General features: G+C 55.9%; 23 protein-coding genes. 13 read left to right on the forward strand and 10 right to left on the reverse strand.

From position 1 onward, the window contains the following. Positions 1 to 5 precede the first annotated feature (5 nt). From FHW16_RS20995 to FHW16_RS21020, 6 genes are all read right to left on the reverse strand, one after another. Positions 6 to 275 carry a hypothetical protein gene (locus tag FHW16_RS20995; RefSeq protein WP_182551234.1) on the reverse strand — a complete coding sequence of 90 codons (270 nt, stop codon included), beginning with the start codon at positions 273 to 275 and terminating at the stop codon, positions 6 to 8. 167 nt (positions 276 to 442) lie between these two features. Next, the gene (locus FHW16_RS21000) at positions 443 to 1,276 is read right to left on the reverse strand and encodes an ABC transporter ATP-binding protein (RefSeq protein ID WP_182551235.1); all 834 of its coding nucleotides are present in this window, start codon (positions 1,274 to 1,276) and stop codon (positions 443 to 445) included. Next, complete coding sequence (locus FHW16_RS21005; RefSeq protein WP_182551236.1) at positions 1,273 to 2,127, reverse strand: ABC transporter ATP-binding protein; 855 nt, start codon at positions 2,125 to 2,127, stop codon at positions 1,273 to 1,275. The genes FHW16_RS21000 and FHW16_RS21005 overlap by 4 nt, the downstream gene beginning before the upstream one ends. A gap of 4 nt (positions 2,128 to 2,131) precedes the next feature. Then, positions 2,132 to 2,992: an ABC transporter permease subunit gene (locus FHW16_RS21010; RefSeq protein ID WP_182551237.1), complete on the reverse strand. Its 861-nt coding sequence runs from the start codon at positions 2,990 to 2,992 to the stop codon at positions 2,132 to 2,134. A 63-nt stretch (positions 2,993 to 3,055) separates the two neighbouring features. Next, positions 3,056 to 4,063 carry an ABC transporter permease subunit gene (locus FHW16_RS21015; protein WP_182551238.1) on the reverse strand — a complete coding sequence of 336 codons (1,008 nt, stop codon included), beginning with the start codon at positions 4,061 to 4,063 and terminating at the stop codon, positions 3,056 to 3,058. Positions 4,064 to 4,115: 52 nt separating this feature from the next. Continuing rightward, complete coding sequence (locus FHW16_RS21020; protein ID WP_182551239.1) at positions 4,116 to 5,720, reverse strand: ABC transporter substrate-binding protein; 1,605 nt, start codon at positions 5,718 to 5,720, stop codon at positions 4,116 to 4,118. A 332-nt stretch (positions 5,721 to 6,052) separates the two neighbouring features. On the opposite strand from FHW16_RS21020, the gene FHW16_RS21025 reads away from it, so the two are divergent. The 5 genes from FHW16_RS21025 (at position 6,053) to FHW16_RS21045 (ending at position 10,093) form a co-directional block, all read left to right on the forward strand. After that, positions 6,053 to 6,814, forward strand: coding sequence for an SDR family NAD(P)-dependent oxidoreductase (locus tag FHW16_RS21025; protein ID WP_182551240.1), 762 nt, complete (start codon positions 6,053 to 6,055; stop codon positions 6,812 to 6,814). 181 nt (positions 6,815 to 6,995) lie between these two features. After that, positions 6,996 to 8,189 (forward strand): hypothetical protein, encoded by a 1,194-nt coding sequence (locus tag FHW16_RS21030; protein WP_182551241.1) that lies wholly within the window; start codon positions 6,996 to 6,998, stop codon positions 8,187 to 8,189. After that, on the forward strand, positions 8,186 to 8,776 hold the full coding sequence (locus tag FHW16_RS21035) for a protein-S-isoprenylcysteine O-methyltransferase (RefSeq protein ID WP_182551242.1): 591 nt from the start codon (positions 8,186 to 8,188) through the stop codon (positions 8,774 to 8,776). Before FHW16_RS21030 ends, FHW16_RS21035 begins: the two co-directional genes overlap by 4 nt. A gap of 54 nt (positions 8,777 to 8,830) precedes the next feature. Continuing rightward, positions 8,831 to 9,514, forward strand: coding sequence for a hypothetical protein (locus tag FHW16_RS21040; protein WP_182551243.1), 684 nt, complete (start codon positions 8,831 to 8,833; stop codon positions 9,512 to 9,514). A gap of 189 nt (positions 9,515 to 9,703) precedes the next feature. Further along, positions 9,704 to 10,093 (forward strand): DUF930 domain-containing protein, encoded by a 390-nt coding sequence (locus FHW16_RS21045; RefSeq protein ID WP_182551244.1) that lies wholly within the window; start codon positions 9,704 to 9,706, stop codon positions 10,091 to 10,093. 46 nt (positions 10,094 to 10,139) lie between these two features. Here the strand turns inward: FHW16_RS21045 and FHW16_RS21050 are convergent, their stop codons facing one another. Next, positions 10,140 to 11,093, reverse strand: coding sequence for a cell wall hydrolase (locus tag FHW16_RS21050; protein ID WP_182551245.1), 954 nt, complete (start codon positions 11,091 to 11,093; stop codon positions 10,140 to 10,142). 240 nt (positions 11,094 to 11,333) lie between these two features. Between FHW16_RS21050 and FHW16_RS21055 the strand changes: the two genes are divergently transcribed. The 3 genes from FHW16_RS21055 to FHW16_RS21065 all read left to right on the forward strand — a co-directional run bounded on the left by FHW16_RS21055 (position 11,334) and on the right by FHW16_RS21065 (position 13,251). Further along, entirely contained in the window at positions 11,334 to 11,525 is a 192-nt protein-coding gene (locus tag FHW16_RS21055) for a hypothetical protein (RefSeq protein ID WP_182551246.1), read from the forward strand. A 105-nt stretch (positions 11,526 to 11,630) separates the two neighbouring features. Next, positions 11,631 to 12,410, forward strand: coding sequence for a DUF2470 domain-containing protein (locus tag FHW16_RS21060; protein WP_182551247.1), 780 nt, complete (start codon positions 11,631 to 11,633; stop codon positions 12,408 to 12,410). Between the two features lie 4 nt (positions 12,411 to 12,414). Further along, positions 12,415 to 13,251, forward strand: coding sequence for a TrmH family RNA methyltransferase (locus FHW16_RS21065; RefSeq protein WP_182551248.1), 837 nt, complete (start codon positions 12,415 to 12,417; stop codon positions 13,249 to 13,251). On the opposite strand, the gene FHW16_RS21070 is transcribed toward FHW16_RS21065, so the two are convergent. Both FHW16_RS21070 and FHW16_RS21075 read right to left on the reverse strand, forming a co-directional pair. Beyond that, a complete protein-coding gene (locus FHW16_RS21070) occupies positions 13,222 to 14,280 on the reverse strand; it encodes a hypothetical protein (RefSeq protein WP_182551249.1) in 1,059 nt (352 codons plus the stop codon). The two genes, FHW16_RS21065 and FHW16_RS21070, sit on opposite strands and share 30 nt — an antisense overlap. A 110-nt stretch (positions 14,281 to 14,390) precedes the next feature. Beyond that, the gene (locus FHW16_RS21075; RefSeq protein ID WP_246711885.1) at positions 14,391 to 14,921 is read right to left on the reverse strand and encodes a DUF1134 domain-containing protein; all 531 of its coding nucleotides are present in this window, start codon (positions 14,919 to 14,921) and stop codon (positions 14,391 to 14,393) included. A 374-nt stretch (positions 14,922 to 15,295) separates the two neighbouring features. Here FHW16_RS21075 and chpT point away from each other — a divergent pair, with 374 nt between their 5' ends. Then, positions 15,296 to 15,925 (forward strand): histidine phosphotransferase ChpT, encoded by a 630-nt coding sequence (chpT, locus tag FHW16_RS21080; RefSeq protein ID WP_182551251.1) that lies wholly within the window; start codon positions 15,296 to 15,298, stop codon positions 15,923 to 15,925. 64 nt (positions 15,926 to 15,989) lie between these two features. Continuing rightward, a complete protein-coding gene (locus FHW16_RS21085) occupies positions 15,990 to 16,430 on the forward strand; it encodes a response regulator (RefSeq protein ID WP_246711877.1) in 441 nt (146 codons plus the stop codon). Here the strand turns inward: FHW16_RS21085 and FHW16_RS21090 are convergent. Next, complete coding sequence (locus FHW16_RS21090) at positions 16,405 to 17,283, reverse strand: LysR family transcriptional regulator (protein ID WP_182551252.1); 879 nt, start codon at positions 17,281 to 17,283, stop codon at positions 16,405 to 16,407. The two genes, FHW16_RS21085 and FHW16_RS21090, sit on opposite strands and share 26 nt — an antisense overlap. Before the next feature lie 91 nt (positions 17,284 to 17,374). Here FHW16_RS21090 and FHW16_RS21095 point away from each other — a divergent pair, with 91 nt between their 5' ends. The 3 genes from FHW16_RS21095 to FHW16_RS21105 all read left to right on the forward strand — a co-directional run bounded on the left by FHW16_RS21095 (position 17,375) and on the right by FHW16_RS21105 (position 19,489). Next, positions 17,375 to 18,340 carry a quinone oxidoreductase family protein gene (locus tag FHW16_RS21095; protein WP_182551253.1) on the forward strand — a complete coding sequence of 322 codons (966 nt, stop codon included), beginning with the start codon at positions 17,375 to 17,377 and terminating at the stop codon, positions 18,338 to 18,340. A 77-nt stretch (positions 18,341 to 18,417) separates the two neighbouring features. Beyond that, positions 18,418 to 18,780, forward strand: a complete 363-nt coding sequence (locus tag FHW16_RS21100) for a VOC family protein (protein ID WP_182551254.1) — start codon at positions 18,418 to 18,420, stop codon at positions 18,778 to 18,780. A 130-nt stretch (positions 18,781 to 18,910) separates the two neighbouring features. Then, complete coding sequence (locus tag FHW16_RS21105) at positions 18,911 to 19,489, forward strand: tyrosine phosphatase family protein (protein ID WP_182551255.1); 579 nt, start codon at positions 18,911 to 18,913, stop codon at positions 19,487 to 19,489. Positions 19,490 to 19,557: the final 68 nt, after the last annotated feature.

Raw genomic sequence — 19,557 nt, forward strand, 5'->3', positions numbered from 1 at the left:
AGATATTATTTGTCGCCGCCGTCCTCATCCTCGTCATCGCCGGCCTTGTTGGCCGGTTGCCAGGCATTCGGTGTGACTTTTTTCTGCGTGTTTGAATCGGTAAAGATCCACCAGCCAGCATCTGTTTCGTCCCACTGACCGCCTGTTGCCTTCAGGCGATCCAGCGAACGGTATTGCGCCAGAGATTCGTTTTCCTGCCCGTCCTCATCTTTCCAGAAGACCTGGATCTTGCTGCCGTCTTTCGGCGCCGTTGCAATTGGCTGACGTCCGCTCATAACAGTTCCTCCTGCAAAATCGTGCTGTTCGTGGTTCGTGGTTCGACAGGTTCACCATGAGGGACAGTGGTGCTGCAAAGCTAATCCGAGACGTCTCAGAATATAGCTCCCTGCAATCCTCACTCTCCCTCATGGTGAGCCTGTCGAACCACGCACCGTTTGGAAAATCAAGCGGCAGCTTTTTTCTTCTCCAGTCGAGCCTTGATGCTGGCAACATCGGATTTCGGAGTCGCTGCAAACAGCGTCTTGGTGTAGCTGTGCTGCGGGTTGGAAAACACCTCGTCGCGCGTGCCGTATTCAACCACTTCGCCATAATACATCACCATCACCTCATCGGCGATGTAGCGCACGACCGACAGGTCATGGCTGATGAAGACATAGGTCAGGTTGAATTCATCCTGCAGGTCAGCCAGCAGGTTGAGCACTTGCGCCTGCACCGAAAGATCGAGCGCCGATACCGGTTCGTCCAGAACGAGCAGGCTGGGGCTCATCATCAATGCACGGGCAATGGCAATGCGCTGACGCTGGCCGCCGGAGAACATATGCGGGTACCGGTTATAATGTTCCGGGCCAAGTCCGACTTTCACCAGCATCTGCATGGCGAGATCGCGCCGCTCGGCAGCTGTCTTGTTGGTATTGAGCAGCAAAGGCTCACCCAAAACTTCGCCGATCTTCTGGCGAGGGTTCAGCGATCCATAGGGGTTCTGGAAAATGATCTGCACCTTTCGGCGCATTTCGGGCGTGACCCGATCCTTGGCAATATTGATGGGCTTGCCATCAATAAGCAGCTCTCCTTCTGACTGGGGATCAATCAGGGTAAGGATGCGGCCCAACGTCGACTTTCCGCAACCGCTCTCGCCAACGATGGCAAGGGTCTTGCCCTTCTCCAGCGTGAAACTGACGCCCTTGACCGCACGCACCGTCTTTGGCTTGCCGAACAAGCCTCCGCTGACGTGGTAGTCACGGACAATATTGCGTCCTTCAAGAACGATCTCGCTCATGATGCTGCTCCTGCATTGGCGGCTTCGTTCTTCATGAAATCCGCCACGGTTGACAGGCGGTCACCCGTTGCATTTTCCGGCAAGGCAGACAGAAGGGCACGCGTATAGGGACTCTTGGGCGATTCAAACAGAGTGAGCACGTCGGCCTCCTCCATCTTGCGGCCCTTGTACTGGACGATCACTCGGTCCGCCGTTTCAGCGACCACGCCCATATCGTGGGTGATCATGATCAGCCCCATGCCATGCTTGGCCTGCAAGCCGACCAGCAGATCAAGGATCTGCTTCTGGATCGTCACGTCAAGTGCCGTCGTCGGCTCGTCGGCGATCAGCAGTTTCGGATTGCACGCAATCGCGATGGCAATCATCACGCGCTGGCATTGACCGCCGGACATTTGGTGCGGGAACGAACTCAGACGCTCTTCCGGTGTGGGGATACCGACCTGCTGCAGCAGCTCGATCGCCCGCTTGCGCCGGGCCTTGCCATCCATTTTCATATGGAAACGCAAAACTTCTTCCAACTGGAAGCCAACGGTGAAGCACGGATTGAGGCTTGCCATGGGTTCCTGAAAGATCATCGCCACATCGCGGCCAACGATTTCCCGGCGCTGTTTGGTTGTCATGGTCAGCATGTCATGGCCATTGAAGACCATCTTATCGGCCGTCACGGTGGCCGTCTTCGGCAACAGTCCCATGACAGCGAGCATGGCGACCGACTTGCCGGAACCGGACTCGCCGACGATAGCCAGCACTTCACGTGCATCGACGTGCAGATCAATGCCCTGTACCGCCATGAACTGGCCGGAACTCGTGTCAAACCCAACCGAGAGATTCTTGATTTCAAGCAACGCCATGATCTCAGCTCCTCTTCAGTTTGGGATCGAGGGCATCGCGCAGACCATCACCAACAAGGTTGATCGCAAGCACGGTGATCAGAATCGCAAGACCGGGGAAAGTAACAACCCACCAGGCACGCAGGATGAATTCACGTGCCTCTGCCAGCATCGTGCCCCATTCCGGTGTTGGCGGCTGTGCACCCATGCCGAGGAAACCCAGAGCCGCAGCTTCAAGAATCGCATTCGAGAAGGACAGTGTTCCCTGCACGATCAGCGGTGCCAGACAATTCGGCAGAATTGTCTTGAACATCAGGCGTATATGGCCAGCGCCGGCAAGCTTGGCTGCAATCACGTACTCACGGTTCTTTTCGCTCATGACAGCTGCACGCGTCAGACGCGCAAAGTGCGGTTGCAGAACCAGCGCGATTGCAATCATGGCGTTGAACAGGCCCGGTCCGAGAATTGCAACAAGCACCAGCGCCAGAAGCAGTGGTGGAAAGGCAAGGATAATGTCCATGATGCGCATGATCAGCGCATCGACCCATCCACGGAAATAACCGGCGAGAACGCCCAGGATCACGCCCGTCACCATCGAGATGGCGACGACGATCAAACCGATGAACAGGGAAAAGCGCGCGCCATAGATCAGACGCGACAGGAGATCGCGGCCAACGGCATCTGTACCCAGCAGGAATGACGAATTACCGCCTTCCTGCCATGCGGGTGGCGTCAGCAGTGCTTCACGATATTGCTCATAGGGCGCATGCGGGGCGATGAACGGTCCAAAGACTGCAACCAGCAATAGAAAGAGCAAAACAACAAAGCCGACCACAGCGCCCTTATTAACGCTGAAATAGAACCAGAATTCCGTGAACCGGCTCATGCGACCCTCTTTCGGGGCGACAGCAAGCGGTACGGGAGGGGAAACTTCGTTAGTCACAGTTCCTCACTTTACGCGGATACGCGGGTTGACGACCGCATAGAGCAGATCGACAATCAAATTGACGGTCATGACGATCAGCGCGACCAGCATAAGGCCACCCTGAACGACGACGTAATCGCGCTTTGCGATAGCATCGATCATCCATTTGCCGATGCCCGGCCAGGAGAAGATCGTCTCCGTCAGGATAGCACCTGCCATCAGCAGGCCCATCTGCAGACCGATCGTCGTAATGACGGGGATCATGGCATTACGCAGGGCATGAATACCGATGACGCGCTTCGGAGCGAGACCCTTGGCACGCGCCGTACGAACATAATCCTCTCCCAGCACTTCAAGCATGGCCGAGCGCGTTTGCCGGGCAATAACCGCCAGCGGAATTGTTCCCAGCACGATCGTTGGCAGAATGAGATGCGAGAATGCGGACTTGAATGCGCCCTTGGGGCCGGAAATAAGGCTGTCGATCAGCATGAAACCGGTCGTAGGCTTGAAGAAATAGATCAGATCCATTCGGCCCGAAACGGGTGTCCAATGCAGGATACCCGCAAACAGGATGATAAGCAGGATACCCCACCAGAAAATCGGCATGGAATAGCCGACCAGTGCAATGCCCATGCTCAGCTGGTCAAAGATCGAACCGCGCTTGACGGCTGCAAAAATACCAGCGGGAATGCCGATGATAATGGCAAACAGCATGGCGCAGATACTCAGTTCAAGCGTCGCAGGGAAGAGAGCCAGAAAGTCGGCAAGGACCGCGCGTTTGCTGGCGATCGACGTGCCGAAATCCCCATGAAAGATATTCCAGAGGAACGAGAAATACTGCTCCCAGATCGGCCTGTTGAAGCCAAACTGTTCCATGAGCAGCTGGTGACGCTCCGGCGTCATGCCGCGCTCGCCTGCAAGCGCAATAACGGGATCGCCGGGAAGCAGGCGAATGAAGATAAAAGCCACAAAGCTGATGCCGATAAAAGTCGGGATCAGCAGCAGCACTCGTGAAGCGATGTATCGGAACATGGTAACCTAATAAAAAGCGGTACCGGCTGAAGCCGGTACCGCGAGGAGTGAATTACTCGGTGATGTCGACATCGGCGAAGTTATGAACACCGAAGGCGCTCTGCACGTAGCCGGTTACGTTCTTTGTCGTAACGTCGGTTACCAGCGAGTGTGCCAAAGTTGCCCATGGTGCTTCACGCTTGAACACAACCTGTGCTTCTTCATAAAGCTTGGTGCGCTCAGCAGGATCGGAAACCACGGCAGCCTTGTTGATCAGGTCCGTGAATTCCTTGTTGCACCATGCAGCGCGGTTCGAGCTGCCGACAGCCTGGCAGGACAACAGAGTTGCAAGGAAGTTGTCCGGATCACCATTGTCACCTGTCCAGCCGATGATGACGGCACCATCATGCTTTGGATCCGAAGCGCGCTTCAGATATTCCTGCCAATCGTAGCTGACGATCTCAACCTTGACGCCGACCTTGGCAAAATCGGACTGCAGGAGTTCTGCAGTGCGGCGGCCGTTTGGCATGTAGGGGCGCGCAACCGGCATTGCCCAGATCTTCATCGACAGATCTTTGACGCCGGCCTTTTCGAGGGCTTTCTTGGCTGCTTCAGGATTGTACTCGTCATCCTTGATCGCCTTGTCGTACGACCACATTGTCGGCGGGATCGGATTGACTGCAGGTGTGCCCTGACCAAGGTATACAGCGTCAACAATGGCCTTCTTGTCGATGGCCTGATTGAGCGCCTTGCGCACTTCAGCCTTGTCGAACGGCGCCTGGGTCGTGTTGTAGGCAAGCGTTGAAACGTTCAGGCCCGGCTTCTGGATGACCGTCAGGTTGGCATCTTCCTTGAGGCCCTTAACATCAGCCGGATCCGGATAGATGGTGATGTTGCATTCGCCGGCCTTGATCTTCTGTACGCGGACAGCCGCATCGGTTGTCACGGCGAAAATCAGATTATCAAGCTTGACCTTGCCCTTGAAATAGCTCGGGTTGGCTTCGTAGCGGATGGCCGTATTCAACTGGTAATCAACAAACTGGAACGGGCCTGTACCGACGGGTTGTTCGTTGAACTTGCCGAGGGTGCCGTCAGCAGCCAGCTTATCGGCGTATTCCTTGGAAACAATGGACGAGAAATCCATTGCCAGATTGGCGATCATTGGCGCATTTGGCTTGGTCAGCACGATCTTGACTGTCAGATCGTCAACTTTCTTGACTTCCTTGACCAGCTTGGGGAAATCCATGCCTTCGAAGTACTCGTAGGAAGCACCTTCGACATACTTGGCCCAAGGGCTGCCCTCTTTCTGACGCTCAAAGGAGAAAACAACGTCATCAGCATTCATATCGCGCGTTGGCGTGAAATAGCTGGTTGTCTGGAACTTCACGCCCGGACGCAGCTTGAACGTGTATTCAAGGCCATCGTCGGAAATCGTCCAGCTCGTTGCCAGGCTCGGCTCGACTTCGGATGTACCCAGCTTGAATTCAACAAGCTTGTTGAAAACAGCCTGTCCAGTCGCATCGAGCGTTTCACCGCCGGTATAAAGCGCGGGATCGAAACCGCCAGGAGCAGCTTCAGAGCAGAACACGAGAGATTTAGCTGAGGCTCCACCTGCCATCAGCCCACCCGTCAACATTGCAAGCGCTGTCGCCGCAAGGAGTTTCTTGTAGGTCTTCATTTTTCCACCTTCAGAGGTTTTTTGTGTTGCCGGCCCCCTTGCCCGCAACCGAGGTTGCATGGAAGCCTTTGCAATGTCGCAATGCAAGCAGATTTATTCGCAGTCAACCTTCCAGCCAGTGAAGAATGGAAGATTCTGGGGAAATTTTTCAACAAAGCCACAAAAATAGCGAAATTCACTAAATGAGCCGTCCATAACTTTTGCTATGCTTCGTTTTCAAATCGATACAATCTTGCCTTCCAGGCACTCTTTGCTCTCTGAGCGCGCAATATCGGCTGGATCAAGGGCCGAACTCATGCCAGAAGACGTGAAAACCAGCGAGGAGACGCATTGTGAACATTCAGGGTCAAACAGCGATTGTAACGGGCGGCGGATCGGGTTTGGGAGCTGCAACAGCGCGCGCATTGGCAGAAAAGGGCGCGAAAGTTGCACTTTTCGATATCAATCTTGATGCAGCGCAAAAAGTGGCTGATGCCATCGGCGGCTTGGCCGTCGCCTGTAATGTCTCCAGTGCCGACGATGCGCAGCAGGCTGTCACCCACGTTGCAGACAAGCTTGGCACAGCGCGAATTCTCGTCAACTGCGCCGGTATCGCCAATGCCGGACGGATCGTTGGCCGCGATGGCCCCCATGATCTTGAGCTGTACCGCCGTGTGATCGAGGTCAATCTTATCGGGTCGTTCAACATGCTTCGGCTTGTCGGTGATGCTGCATCCAAACTTGAACCGCTCGATACCGGCGAGCGCGGCGTCATTATTTCGACTGCGTCGGTTGCGGCCTTCGACGGTCAGATCGGCCAGGCCGCCTACGCTTCCTCAAAGGCTGGCATTGCCGGTCTGACATTGCCGGCGGCCCGCGAACTTGCGCGTTTCGGTATCCGCGTCATGTCGATCGCGCCCGGTATCTTTGGAACGCCGATGCTGCTGGCCATGCCGCAGGAGGTTCAGGATTCGCTCGCGGCATCCATTCCATTCCCTTCCCGGCTTGGAAAACCGGAAGAATATGCCGCCCTGGCGCTGCATATTATCGAGAACCCGATGCTCAACGGCGAAACTATTCGTCTTGACGGCGCAATACGTATGGCGCCTAAATAAGATAGATTGAACAGGTTCAAGCAAAATGCGAATAAACCGCAAGGTTGCGATGCGACCAATAGTCATTGCAACCCTTTGGTATTGACCACGTTCTGTTAACGTCGGTCATCTAAATTCCTTTTTGGCTAGATATAGCTGAGAGCGCTGACAACACCGCAATCAGAACCTGGAAAGGTGGCAGATGTCCGTTATCAATCGCTTGGTCGTTTTATTGCCGGGCTTTGAACATATGCCGGTGGAGGCCCATCATCGGCGCTTCCTGAGAGAAGCAACCAAGACAGCGCCTGTCTATGACATGGCATTGATTGAAGATGGTGCGCTGAAAGTTTCGTCTACGGAAGATACCGTCAGTATCGGCGAGTTTCGTCTGAAAACAGCGGGAACGAACTGGTCGGCACAGACCGATTTTGTTCTTTACGGCCTCGGCGATATCAATCTTTTCTATGCCTCCAGAAATCCTTTCGTTCGGATTCTGAGCGGAATTGTCGCGCTTATCGACTTCATTTTTACAGGCACGTTCTTCCGCTTTATCTCGACCAGCTGGCGCTACGCACTTTTCTTCCTCTATCCCCTCGTCATCATGGGCTCCATTGTCGGCCTTTCCTTCGGTGCGGGAGGAATTGCCCAAAAGCTCACCGGCGATCCAACAGCATCCATCACGGTTGTAATCATCACGGCGCTGGCATTATTGGTGCTGGCGGCGCAAAGGATGCATTTTCTTCTGATCATGGACGACTGGACCTTTGCACGCGATATGGCGCGGGATCGGCGCCCCGATATTACAGCCAAGCTGCAACACGTGATTGCCAACGCTGCCGACCGTATCAGTCGCGCGCCGGCAACGACCGAAGTTGTCGTGGCTGCCCACAGCATGGGTGCAATTTGCGCCTTGCAGATTCTCGACGAAGCACTGCGCAAGAACAATTCTAGGCGCTACGGTTTGCTCACCGTGGGTTCGAGCCTTCTTAAGATTGCGCTGCACCCTGCAGCCAAGGCGTTGCGCACAAGTGTCGAAACTGTTGCGCGCAGTCGGGCGGTCTGGGTCGATGCGCAATCGCTGACAGATCCCATGAACTTCTACAAATCCAATCCGGTGAGAGACCTGAATATTTCTGACGCGGAATCCCCTGTTCTTGTCAGGGTTCGTTTCCGCCACCAGTTGTGTGATGAAACCTACAAGGCCATTCGACATAATTTTTTCCGCGTGCACCGGCAGTTTGTCTATGGTGTCGAAAAACGCACGGCTTATTCATGGCACGCGATATTGTGCGGACCCGAGTCTTTTTCCGACGTCGCCACGAGCGGCGGTCTGGCATGCGAATGCACCGCCCATGCCTCTTCATCCATGAAAATACCTGAAACTGCCGCCGTATGATTTCGCTTGTCGTTGCTGGAAAGGCCCTTTGGGTCCTCTTTATCGTGGCCTGGTATCTATTGCGCCGCCCGTTCGACAGGCGCGCACGCCGCGCCAAACTCACCGTCGACCGCAGAAAGGGTGCCGATACGATCCGGCTCGCCATATCCCTGATCGGGCTTGGCGTTATACCGGCGGTTTATGTGGCAACAGGACAACTGCGAATTGCATCATACACCCCAAGCCCCATCCTTCTGGCCCTTGGCGTTCTGACCGGCCTGGTCGCGCTTGCACTTTTTCGTCTGACACACAAGGCGCTGGGCCAGATGTGGTCTGTGTCGCTCCAATTGAAGCAAGATCACAAACTCATCACGACAGGTATCTACAAGCGCCTGCGACACCCGATGTATTCCGCCTTCTGGCTCATGGCATTGACCCAAGCCTTGCTTTTGCCCAATTATATTGCCGGTCTTTCAGGTCTGGCGGGGTTCGGTTTCCTGTTCTTCTTGAGAATAGGCGCAGAGGAGCGGATGATGGAAGAAGCCTTCGGGGAGGATTATCGTCGGTATCGCGCCAGCACGTGGCGCGTGCTGCCATTCGTCTATTGAAAGCTGATCCATAACGTATGGTGAAGTCATCACAGGATTGAAAAGAGAATTGCCTTGCTGAATATTGCTTCAACCGCTTCCATGCCGTTCAAGGTGCTGCTGGCATCAGCCTTCGCAGTCTCGCTCACCGCCTGCCAGTCGGCGCCGGAATCCGATGTTTCCGTTACACCGTCTGCCTATGCCGCGGAAATTCCGGAACTGACCTGCGCGTCTCATGGAAGCGTTAAAGGCTCTGCAGCGAAGTTGACGGCCAACCGGACCAAACCGGGTGATCCCGCCTACATCGAATTCCGGCAGCGTCTGTCACCGGGCATTCCGAGCGGTCATATGTACGTCGTGTTCGGCAGGCTCGATGCAAACGGCAATCCTGTAACCCGTCAATACAATGGCCTCTTCCCCAAAGGCAGTCTGATCGGTCTCTATGGCGGAGCCATCATCCCCATGCCCGCCGAGCTGAAACCGAGCTATGCGGACTGCAATTTCTCCACCGGTGCTGCCTATCGCGTTTCCCTGACAGAAGCCCAGTACCAGCGTCTTCTCGGCAAGGTACGCGCGAACCTGGCCAACCCGCCGCTGTGGACGATGTTCGGCTTCAACTGCAACAATTATGCTGCCTCATTGGGAAGCGTTGCAGGCCTTGTCGAACCTTCCAATCGCGCGCTGCCGTCATTTGCCTATATCTATGCTTACATCGAAGTGAACGGGGACAAGAAACCACCCGCGAAGAAGCCAGTGTGAATTCAACATCACGACCGCTTTACCACTGTGGATTACCCCGCCTGTTTCCATAATTTCGTCCCATTCCGGGAGGCATTTATGCGACGTTTTGGGCTGTGGTACCAACGGCCATGTATGACCAAGAAGCCGTCCGCGGGACGCGGTATGATATATTATATTTCTGCCCACATTTCAGAGAGCTCTGCGTAGATGAAATCAGTTCTGGCCATGCTTTTGTTGACTGTTGCCATGGCAACTCCATCCAAAGCCATGGATTCAAAGGAAGCCGAGGAACTTGAGGGCTTGAGCCCGGAAACGCGCCTGGAACAGCGTTGCGATCTTGAAGCAATGGAGCGCATTCACCATGACCCCGTCAAGCTGGTGCCAGACGAACTTGTTGCTTATGCCTTCAAGGAGCCCAAGGTGACCGGGGATAAAATCCAATCCACCGGCGCTGCTTTTCGCAGCAAGGGAGAATGGTACCACCTCTCCTACACATGCACGACGTCGCCCGATCATATGACCGTGCTGACATTTCAGTATGCAATCGGACAGATCGTTCCACACGACGAGTGGTCGCAGCATTACCTGGTGCCATAATCGCATGTGAAGAGCGCCGCTTTCACGGCGCACACACGTTCATTTCTTAGTTGCGGGAGCCTGGACGATCCTGCGCGAGCAGCATCTGCCCGATCGCATCGACCGATTTGCTCTTTGGTGCTTCAAAGGCAAGCACAGCCTGCTCTGCCGACTGCGGCACGGCCGCCGCGGTTCGTGTCGAAGCCTGAGCCGGTGCCGTGTAAACCATGGCAGGCGCTGGCGGATCAACCGGCACAGCGATATTGGCAAAGGCCAACTGCTGGGGTGCTGGTTCCGGAGCAGTCTGGTTCTGCGCCACGGCAAAAGGCTTATTGGTAACACGTCCGGACATTACAGCGGGCGCCGCCGGCTCTGCACTGGCCACCATAATGTTGCTGACCGCAGCCGGATTCGTATTTCTCATACTGGCAATATAAGCGTTGGCAATCGCAACGCTGGCCACCTTGTTACCCAAATCCGGGGTATTATACCGATCCCGCTTCTCGTAAAACGCATTTCCGCCAGCAACAACTGTGTAGTGCATGTTGCGATAGGGAAATCTGAGACCGGCCGTGTGGAAGAACATGGCTTCCTTGACCTTCGGATGACGCTGACCCTTGAGCACGGCATCTGCTGCCTGTTGCACATCAGGCAGTGCGGCTGACTGCATGGGCCGGGAAAGAACACCGGGAGCGAACTGCCCCTTTTCTCCCACGACGCCGCAAATCGTGTTGGCATATTTGCCGGAATCAAGACGGTTCATTACCACTGTACCCACCGCGAGCAGACCATCCTGACTCGAACGGTTGGACTCAAAGAACATGGCCCGTTCCAGGCATTCCTTGTCCTTGGGTGTATAGGCATAGCTCGACGTCTTGGAGACTGATGTATTGCTGCTTGTCAGATTTGCCTTCACCTTACCGGCATGCTGGGCATTCTGTGTGGTACAGCCACTGACGAGGCCAATGGCGGCTATAACACCCACAATCGAGGGGGCTTTCCACTTCCTTGCGCCGATCACGAAGCAATTCTCATCGCTGTTTTTCCTGCTGGTGAAGTTGCTCACAGATTGATGTGATTTAGGGCCAAACAATGGCAAAGAGAGTTAACAGGTCTCCACATTCTATCATCTATTTGAAATCATGACGTTATTTTATTCAAAAAAGAAGCAAAAAATTTCCAATAATGGCAAAATTAAGAATTTGTTTACCGTATTTACAGTATGGTTTTACACAACCGATCCGGCTTGAGAGGCAGAATCATGCCAAGCTATTCCGCAAGATATGATACGCGTGAAGCACTGATGGAGGCGCTCGTCGAATTGATGGCGCTGGAAATTCCTGCTGAAGAATTTGCGCCGGTTCTATGTACGATCGGACCTGTCGATCTCGATCTGCTTGCCGATTGCATGAACGATGTCGGCATCAACGACAACAGGTCCATCGCCGCTTAGCCACGTTCCTTTGATTCACTCTTCCGGCGGAGCAACATTCCGAAAATCACTTGTCCTGTACCGGTCGAACAATTATCTCTCGCTCAACGCAACGAGGGATGAGCCGTGACCGACAAGAAGGACGTATTACGCGAAACCGACGCAGAGGCCATCCGGCTGGCAAAGACGTTGATCCGCACGGCCCGCTACGCTGCGATCGCGACACTCGACCCCATGACCGGCAGTCCGATCGCCACACGCGTCGGCCTTTCCACCGATCATGATGGCGCACCCATTATCCTCGTCTCGGGCCTTTCCGCTCATACGCCTGCCCTGATTGCGGACCCGCGTTGCTCACTTCTGATCGGCGACGTCGGCAAGGGTGATCCGCTGGCGCATGCTCGCATCACTGTATTTGCCGAAGCAAAAGAAATTGCCCGTGAAACTGCCGAACATGCTCGCCTCGAATGGCGCTACGTCTCACACCAACCCAAGGCCAAGCTCTATGTTGGACTGGGGGATTTCCGTTTCTTTCGTCTGGAACCCACTGGCGCAAGTCTGAATGGCGGGTTTGGCAAGGCTTACCAATTGGCCGCCGATGAGCTGCTCAGCCTTCATCCTGCCAATCAAGAACTGGCAACAGCGGAAAAGTCTGCCGTGGAACACATGAACGGCGATCATGCCGATGCGATTGCCCTTTATGCGCGGTTTTACGCGAAGGCACCCGATGGCAGCTGGCATATATCAGGTATTGATGCCGAGGGTTTTGACATCGCCGATGGCGATGACGTGCAGCGTATCTGGTTTTCCACGCCGCTCGGCTCCGCCAGAGATATGCATATGAGCCTTGTTCGCATGGCAGGCGAAGCGCGGACGGGCTTGGGCACCCCCAGCGAAACGGCCTGAGGCGATGCCATCGAAAGAGCAAGGCTGGCTGGAACAGCGCGTCATCCGCATTGACGATGCCGAGGATATGCGGCTGGCGCCCTATCGCAATGTCCGGGAGCGGGATCTGGTCGGACGTGAAGGTCGCTTCATCGCCGAGGGCAAAGTTGTGCTCAACGTGCTGCTTGCCAATGCTGGTTTTGCTGTGGAGTCGCTTCTCGTTCTGGAAAACCGGCTGACGGGACTGACTGGGCAAATCGGCCTCTGCCCCGCTGACGTCCCGGTTTATAGCGTATCCCGCACGGTTATGGACGCGATTGCCGGCTTCCCCATGCATCGCGGCATACTTGCCGTCGGCCGGCGCAGTGCGCCCTGCTCCGCCAGCCAGTTGCTTGACGCGCTACCGGAAAAATCTCTTGCCGTCGTCCTTTGCGGCATATCCAACCATGACAATATGGGGTCGATCTTCCGCAACGCCGCGGCTTTCGAAGCCGATTGCCTGCTCATGGACGAAACCAGCTGTGACCCGCTCTATCGCAAGGCGATCCGGGTTTCGGTAGGGGCGGCGCTCAAAGTCCCGTTTGCGCGCGAAGGTTCGATTGAAGATCTCGTTGGCAAGTTGCAGCAGGCTGGCTTTGATATCTATGCGCTGAGCCCGTCGGGCAGAGAAACGATCTACACCGCCCAGCCCGGCGCCCGCACCGCCCTATTGCTGGGCACGGAGGGAGAAGGCCTGCCGAAAGCACTGATGCAAAAACTGCGGACGGTCAGAATTCCGATGTCGCAGGCATTCGACAGTTTGAATGTTGCCACTGCTTCGGGAATCGCCCTGTCACGGTTTAGCCGGTTCTCCGGCGTTTGAGCCCATGGCAGAAGTAGCCTTTTGCAGTGCCCGGATGCGGTCTGCGAGGCTGACTATTGCTTCACCACTGTCGTCATAAACGAGTGAAGTGTCCTTCGTATCAGCCAGAAGCGTATGAACGGGCGAGGCTGGTCCCTCAAGCCGGGTGACCATCGCGACAACCTGTGAGGCGAGTGTATTCATTTCCTCGCGCAACAGCTTGCTTTCTTCAGCCTGTACTAGAGCCTGTTTGCCACGGGGCGTTTCCGTGGCTGCCGCACCCTGCCTGCGGCCTTCCGCAATCACCTTGCGCAAACGCTCATTGAGCCGCTCGATTTCCTTTTCACGCCGCAAAAGCTCGGCCTCACTATCCGAGTCTTGTGTCACAAGTGCATTTGCCCGTGTTTCCGCATCGTCGCCACGTCTTTTTTCCTGTTCTAACGAATGTTGCAGGGCCTTGAGCTCTGCATCCAGCTTGCGTTTCTGCTCTTCGCTGTCCCGCCTGGCCTGACGCGCTTCCTTCAGCTCGTCTGAAAGATTTTCGATGCGGGTGCTCTGCGCCGCCACATCGATCTGCAGACTATCCGCCTTCGTTGCGGTGCTGGTCAGGCGGCGCTGCGAAAGCTCCAGTTCCGCCGAACGTTGCTCCAACAGTTGTGCGGTGCTGCTGAAATCCTTTCCGGCTTTGTCCAGCACTTCCTCGCGCGCGGCAAGCGAAGCCTGCAGTTCGGCAATGGTAGCGTCGCGAACTGTGAGATCGCCTGTCAGCCTGCGAACCTGCCGGTCTTTTTCACTGAACTCCACCAATTGGCGCGCTGCCTTTTCCTTCATCTCCCCAAGCGTCATTTCCAGCTTGCGTTCGCTGACCGCATGTTCGGCGCGCAGACCATCGCGCTGCGCCTGTATCTCGTTGAGCGTCAGCGGCGTTTCCGCCTCAACCCGGCGCCGTGTGAGCAGCATGGCGCGACGCCAGACAGGGGGCGCGAATACCAGCGCCAACAACACGGCGCTCAAAAATCCAAGAGCAAAATAAAGCGCAGTCTGGATCACGATAAGGGTCCTATTGGTGGCTCAATCTGGCACAACGGCAGTCAGGCATCAAATGACTAAGACGCGGAGGGATTTCCGCGTCTTAGCTATAGATCAGCAAAATGAAGGGATCAAAACGGGTTCCAGGTCGGCGACTGGGTGATCTTGAGGTAGCCCACATTCACGCCAAGCCGCGCGCCGACACCCGTGCGGATCGGCACGAGCAAAACCTGATTGCGCTTGAGCACATTGAAGCCAACGCCCGCGAAGAGATAGGCCGAACCGGCCACGCCGACGAAACGTCCGTACAGGTTCTGCACATCATCGAGATTGTAGACGAGCATCATGACCCGCGAGCCTTGACCACCGAAGTCCCATCCGATGGATGGCCCCTGCCAGAATGTTTTGTGATCGCCCGCATTCTTTGTGTAAAGCGAGCCTTCACCATAGGTGAGTCCGCCAATAATGGCGCCCGACCCCTCTTCACCGAGGATATAACCGTTCGGCAAACCATAGCTCTGGAAGATTTTCTCGACTGCCGATGCCAAACCGCCGGAAGTCGATCCAAAGAACCTCTGCCCCGAATTGACGATCTCGTCCATCGTGAACTGGTCCTGAGCAGCACTTGCCATACGCGGTTGCGCGACAACGAGTGACACCATCGTCAGGATCAGGAGAAAAAAACGGTTCATAGACAAGAATAGAGACGCCATCATAATTCCTTTTGGCTGTTCGCTTCTTTGTCTGACGCCAGTTGCGAATCTTGTGTTCGCTTTACAATTGAAGCACCATTTAAAGGTCTAAACCTTGTATAAAAGTTTATGAATCGATCTTGGCATTTCAATGACTTGCCAAGGACGAGAAAAAGATAGCGATTTCAGCAGCTAGCGAGCATTTTCGACGTCGTTCTTGCCCATGCGGACTGAGCTATGTATCCAAATGCAGCAACAGTCAGAGTGATTCGGCATGAACATCTGATTCGGCTCAACCTCAATATGCAGACCCCAACCGCCAGCAATCTTCAGGAGACTCTCTTATGACATTGCCCGTCATTCTTTCGGCAACGGACCTCGGAGCCCTGCTGAGCAGCCGTATCTGCCACGACATCATCTCGCCGGTGGGTGCGATCAACAACGGCCTGGAACTGCTCGAAGAGGGCGGCGCCGACGAAGATGCGATGAACCTCATCAAGTCGAGTGCCCGCAGCGCGTCTGCCCGGCTCCAGTTTGCCCGCATTGCTTTTGGTGCAGCCGGTTCCGCCGGCGTGCAGATCGACACGGGCGACGCGCAGAATGTCGCCAATGAATATATGAAGGGCGAGAAAGCCGAATTCACCTGGACGGGCAACCGCGTGCTGCTGCCTAAGAACAAGGTCAAGCTGCTGCTCAATCTCGTGCTGATCGGCAATGCGGCCCTGCCGCGCGGCGGCACATTGAACGTCGCCCTCGAGACCCCGGAAACCGAACCGCGTTTTGTTTTGACATCCCGCGGTCCGATGTTGCGCGTTCCGCCAAAGTTCCTCGAACTGCACAGCGGCAAGACTCCGGAAGAGCCAATCGACGCCCATGCGGTGCAGCCTTACTACACATTGCTTCTGGCGCAGGAAGCCGGCATGACGATCTCCATTCATGCCACGCCGGAAGAAATCGTGTTTGCGGCCGCCTGATCAGGCCGCAATAGGCAAAAATTGCTCTAAAATTTACCATCCGCCTTGGGCATTTCTTCATGGAATGCCTGATACCCTTCTCCCCGGCGCGGCTGCAATCCTGCAGCAATTCCGGGGGGAGTTGGCATTGTTACGTTGCATGGTAGTTGACGGGGCACCGGTCGTTCGAAAAGTTGCAACGCGGCTGCTCGCCAGCGACAATGTTGTCGTTACGACTGCCGACACCGGCTTCCAGACGGTTTCCGCCTGCAGCGTGGAAATGCCTGACATCATTATTCTGGATTGTGCCCTGCCGGATATGCCGTCCGTCGATATTATCACCCAGATTCGCGCCCTTCCCGGCGGCGCCGCAGCCAAGGTTTATCTCTGCCTCGCGGAAATTGATGTCACGAAGATCATGCGGGCAAAAAGGGCGGGCGCAGCCGGTTATCTCCTCAAGCCGTTCAACCGTGAATCGATTTCGGGAATCCTGCCTTCACCTACTCTGGCGAACGGGACGCTCTGATCGGGCATTCCCTGCCGATGATATCGGCAAGAAACGTCATGACTGTCCGCATCGCAGGTGAACGGCTGACATCCGGATAGGCCGTCAGCCACAGATCACGGACCGGTGGCGGCTTATCCACCGGCAGCCTCACCAGCATGGAGTCGCCATCCCCCATGAAACAGGGAAGCACCGCTGCTCCCAGACCAGCGCGCGCTGCCTCTTGCTGGCCAAACAGGTCGCTGGCCTGAAAGATGATGGGGCGGCCTGCAAGGATCGAACGCAACCAGACCTGCTGGGCCAGATGATCCAGCGTCGCATCATAGGCGATGAAGGCCAAAGCGGCCGGCGGACGCTCCGCCTGTTCGCGCGTGGCATAAAGAGCGAAGCGCATGGCGCCGATCCGCCGGATCAGCAAATCCTTCTCCGTCGGCCTTATCATGCGGACGGCCAGATCAGCTTCGCTGCGGTCGAGCGCCGCATTCTGCGCCGCACCGGCCAGTGCCAGCATTATGTCAGGATGCTCGCGGTGAAATTCCACCACGTGCGGCGCAATGAGCCTTGCCGCGACCGCAGGTGGCGCGCTGATCCGCACCGTAGCCGTCGCCGAGACAACCAGACCGCGTGCGCGCCGCTCGACGGATTGCGACAGGCTCGTCATCTCCGCAACGAGTTCTGCAATGGCTGTTCCTTCCGCAGTCAGCGGCGAACGGCGCGGCAAACGGTCAACGAGATGCAAGGACAGGGATTGCTCCAGCGATGCCACGCGGCGCCCGACCGTTGCGTGATCAACACCAAGCTCACGGGCAGCTGCAGACAACGAGCCGGTCCGTGCCAGGACAGAAAAGTAATGCAAATCCTGCCAATCGATCATTTGTGAATTATTGCACAGAAGAAGCGATAAAACACGGAATTTCCTCACAGAGTGTTCCGTGTTCCAATGCTCCTGTCCAAAGGAGAAGATCATGTCGTTGATTGTGGAAATGACCGGCCATGGCGGCCCCGAAGTGTTGCAGCCAAGGGATGTCAGTGTGGCGGAACCGGGACCAGATGAGGTGCGCATCCGCCAAACGGCGATTGGCGTCAATTTTGTCGATATCTATTATCGAAACGGACTTTATTTGCCGCCAACCCTGCCAGCCGTGCTCGGGTTCGAAGGCGCTGGCAAGGTCGAAGCTGTCGGAACCAATGTTCCCCATCTGCAACCCGGAGATCGCGTCGGCTATGCCGGCATGCCACTGGGCGGCTATGCGGAAGTGCGGCTGATTCCGCAATCACGCCTGATCAAGTTGCCGGACACAGTTTCGGATCGCGTCGCCGCAAGCACGCTGCTGCGGGGCCTGACCGCTTACATGCTTCTGCACGAGGTACGCGCGATAAAGCGGGATGAGTGGATCCTCATGCACGCGGCCGCAGGTGGTGTCGGCCAGCTACTTATCCGCTGGGCCAAGCGTCTTGGTGCCCGCGTCATCGGCACGGTGGGCTCGGAAAGCAAGATTGCCCAGGCAAAGGCGACCGGGGCAGACGAGGTGTTGCTGTATAAATCGCCGGGATGGATCGACAGGGCACGCGACATCGCCGACGGAAAGGGTGTTCACCTCGCCATAGACGGTATCGGCGGCTCCCTCTTCATGGAAACATTGAAGACACTGCGCCCCTTTGGAACTCTCGGCTCCATCGGACAACCGGCGGGGCCGGTTCCCCCGATACGAATCGAAGATTTGGGCAATATTGCCGTCATGCGTCCCAGCGTCATCGCCTCCGTCAACAATCCGGATTTCTACGAACGCGGTTCAAAAGCCCTTCTTGCTGTCTTGCAGGATGGCCTCGAGAGCCCAATCGGGGCTGAATACCAATTGCATGATGCAGCCAGGGCACAAGCAGATCTTGAAGCCGGCAAGACAACGGGAAGTGTCATTCTGACCACGTGACTCACGCCTGTTGCCGCCCCGCCGCGTCATCGCTAGGCTCGCATGATAGGAACGAGCAAATCCGAAAGCACAAGAAGATGGCGATAACCGGCATTAATCACATACAACTGGCCATGCCGCAGGGCAAAGAACAGGCGGCCCGGGAATTCTATCACGGGCTTCTGGGCATTCCCGAGGTCCAGAAGCCCGAACAGCTTGCCGCACGCGGTGGATGCTGGTTCCAAATCGGCAACGTGCGGATTCATCTTGGCGTCGAGCAGAACTTCCTGCCTGCAAAAAAGGCACATCCGGCTTTGCTTACGGACGATCTTTCGGCGCTCACACGCGCATTGGAAGCGGCAGGTTATGCCATTACCGAGGACCAGCCGCTTGAGAGATACGATCGCCGTTTCGTCAACGACCCTTTCGGCAACCGCATTGAGCTGATGCAGATCAAATGAACGGTCATCGTTGGATTCAGCCCCATACGTCGTAAATTTGTCGGAAAATTCCGGATAATCTTTGCTATCGACCCTGAACGCTTCCACAATGAGGCCGGTCCCACGCAATCATCAGGATTACCGATTCCCTATGAAACCTCTCTCCATCTCCACATTGACCATTTGCGGCATTGACGAATTGCCGGCCCAGAGCAGCCGCACTGTTACCCACGTTCTTTCCATTCTCGATCCGAACTGGCCGGAACTCGAAGCCTTTCATGCCTATGGCACCCACCACCGCACGACGTTGAACTTTCACGACATTATCGACGCCGATGAAGGCAAGATTCTGCCTCAACCTGATCACGTTTCGGAAATCCTCAAATTCGGCAAAAGCCTTGCCGAATCAAAGGTTGAGGGCGCCGAGGGCCACCTGCTGATCCATTGCCACATGGGAATATCGCGCTCGACGGCGGCCATGCTCTCATTGCTCGCCCAGACCTATCCGCACGATTCGGAAGACCGGCTGTTTGAAAGATTGCGACAGATACGCCCGCAAGCCTGGCCGAATTCTCTGATGATCCAGTACGCCGATGATCTTCTCGGCCGCAAGGGCAAGCTGGTCGATGAACTCCGCCGTCATTATACTTGGCAGATCAAGCGCGAGCCGAATTATCTCGAGTGGATGGCCCGCATTGGCCGCAGCCGCGAGATTGAAATGGCCATCTGATTCACGTTGAATCTGGCCTGAATACAAAAGGCTCCGTCAATGGCGGAGCCTTTGTTTGACTGACCTGT

Source organism: Phyllobacterium myrsinacearum (assembly GCF_014138285.1).
Lineage (GTDB): Bacteria > Pseudomonadota > Alphaproteobacteria > Rhizobiales > Rhizobiaceae > Phyllobacterium > Phyllobacterium myrsinacearum_A.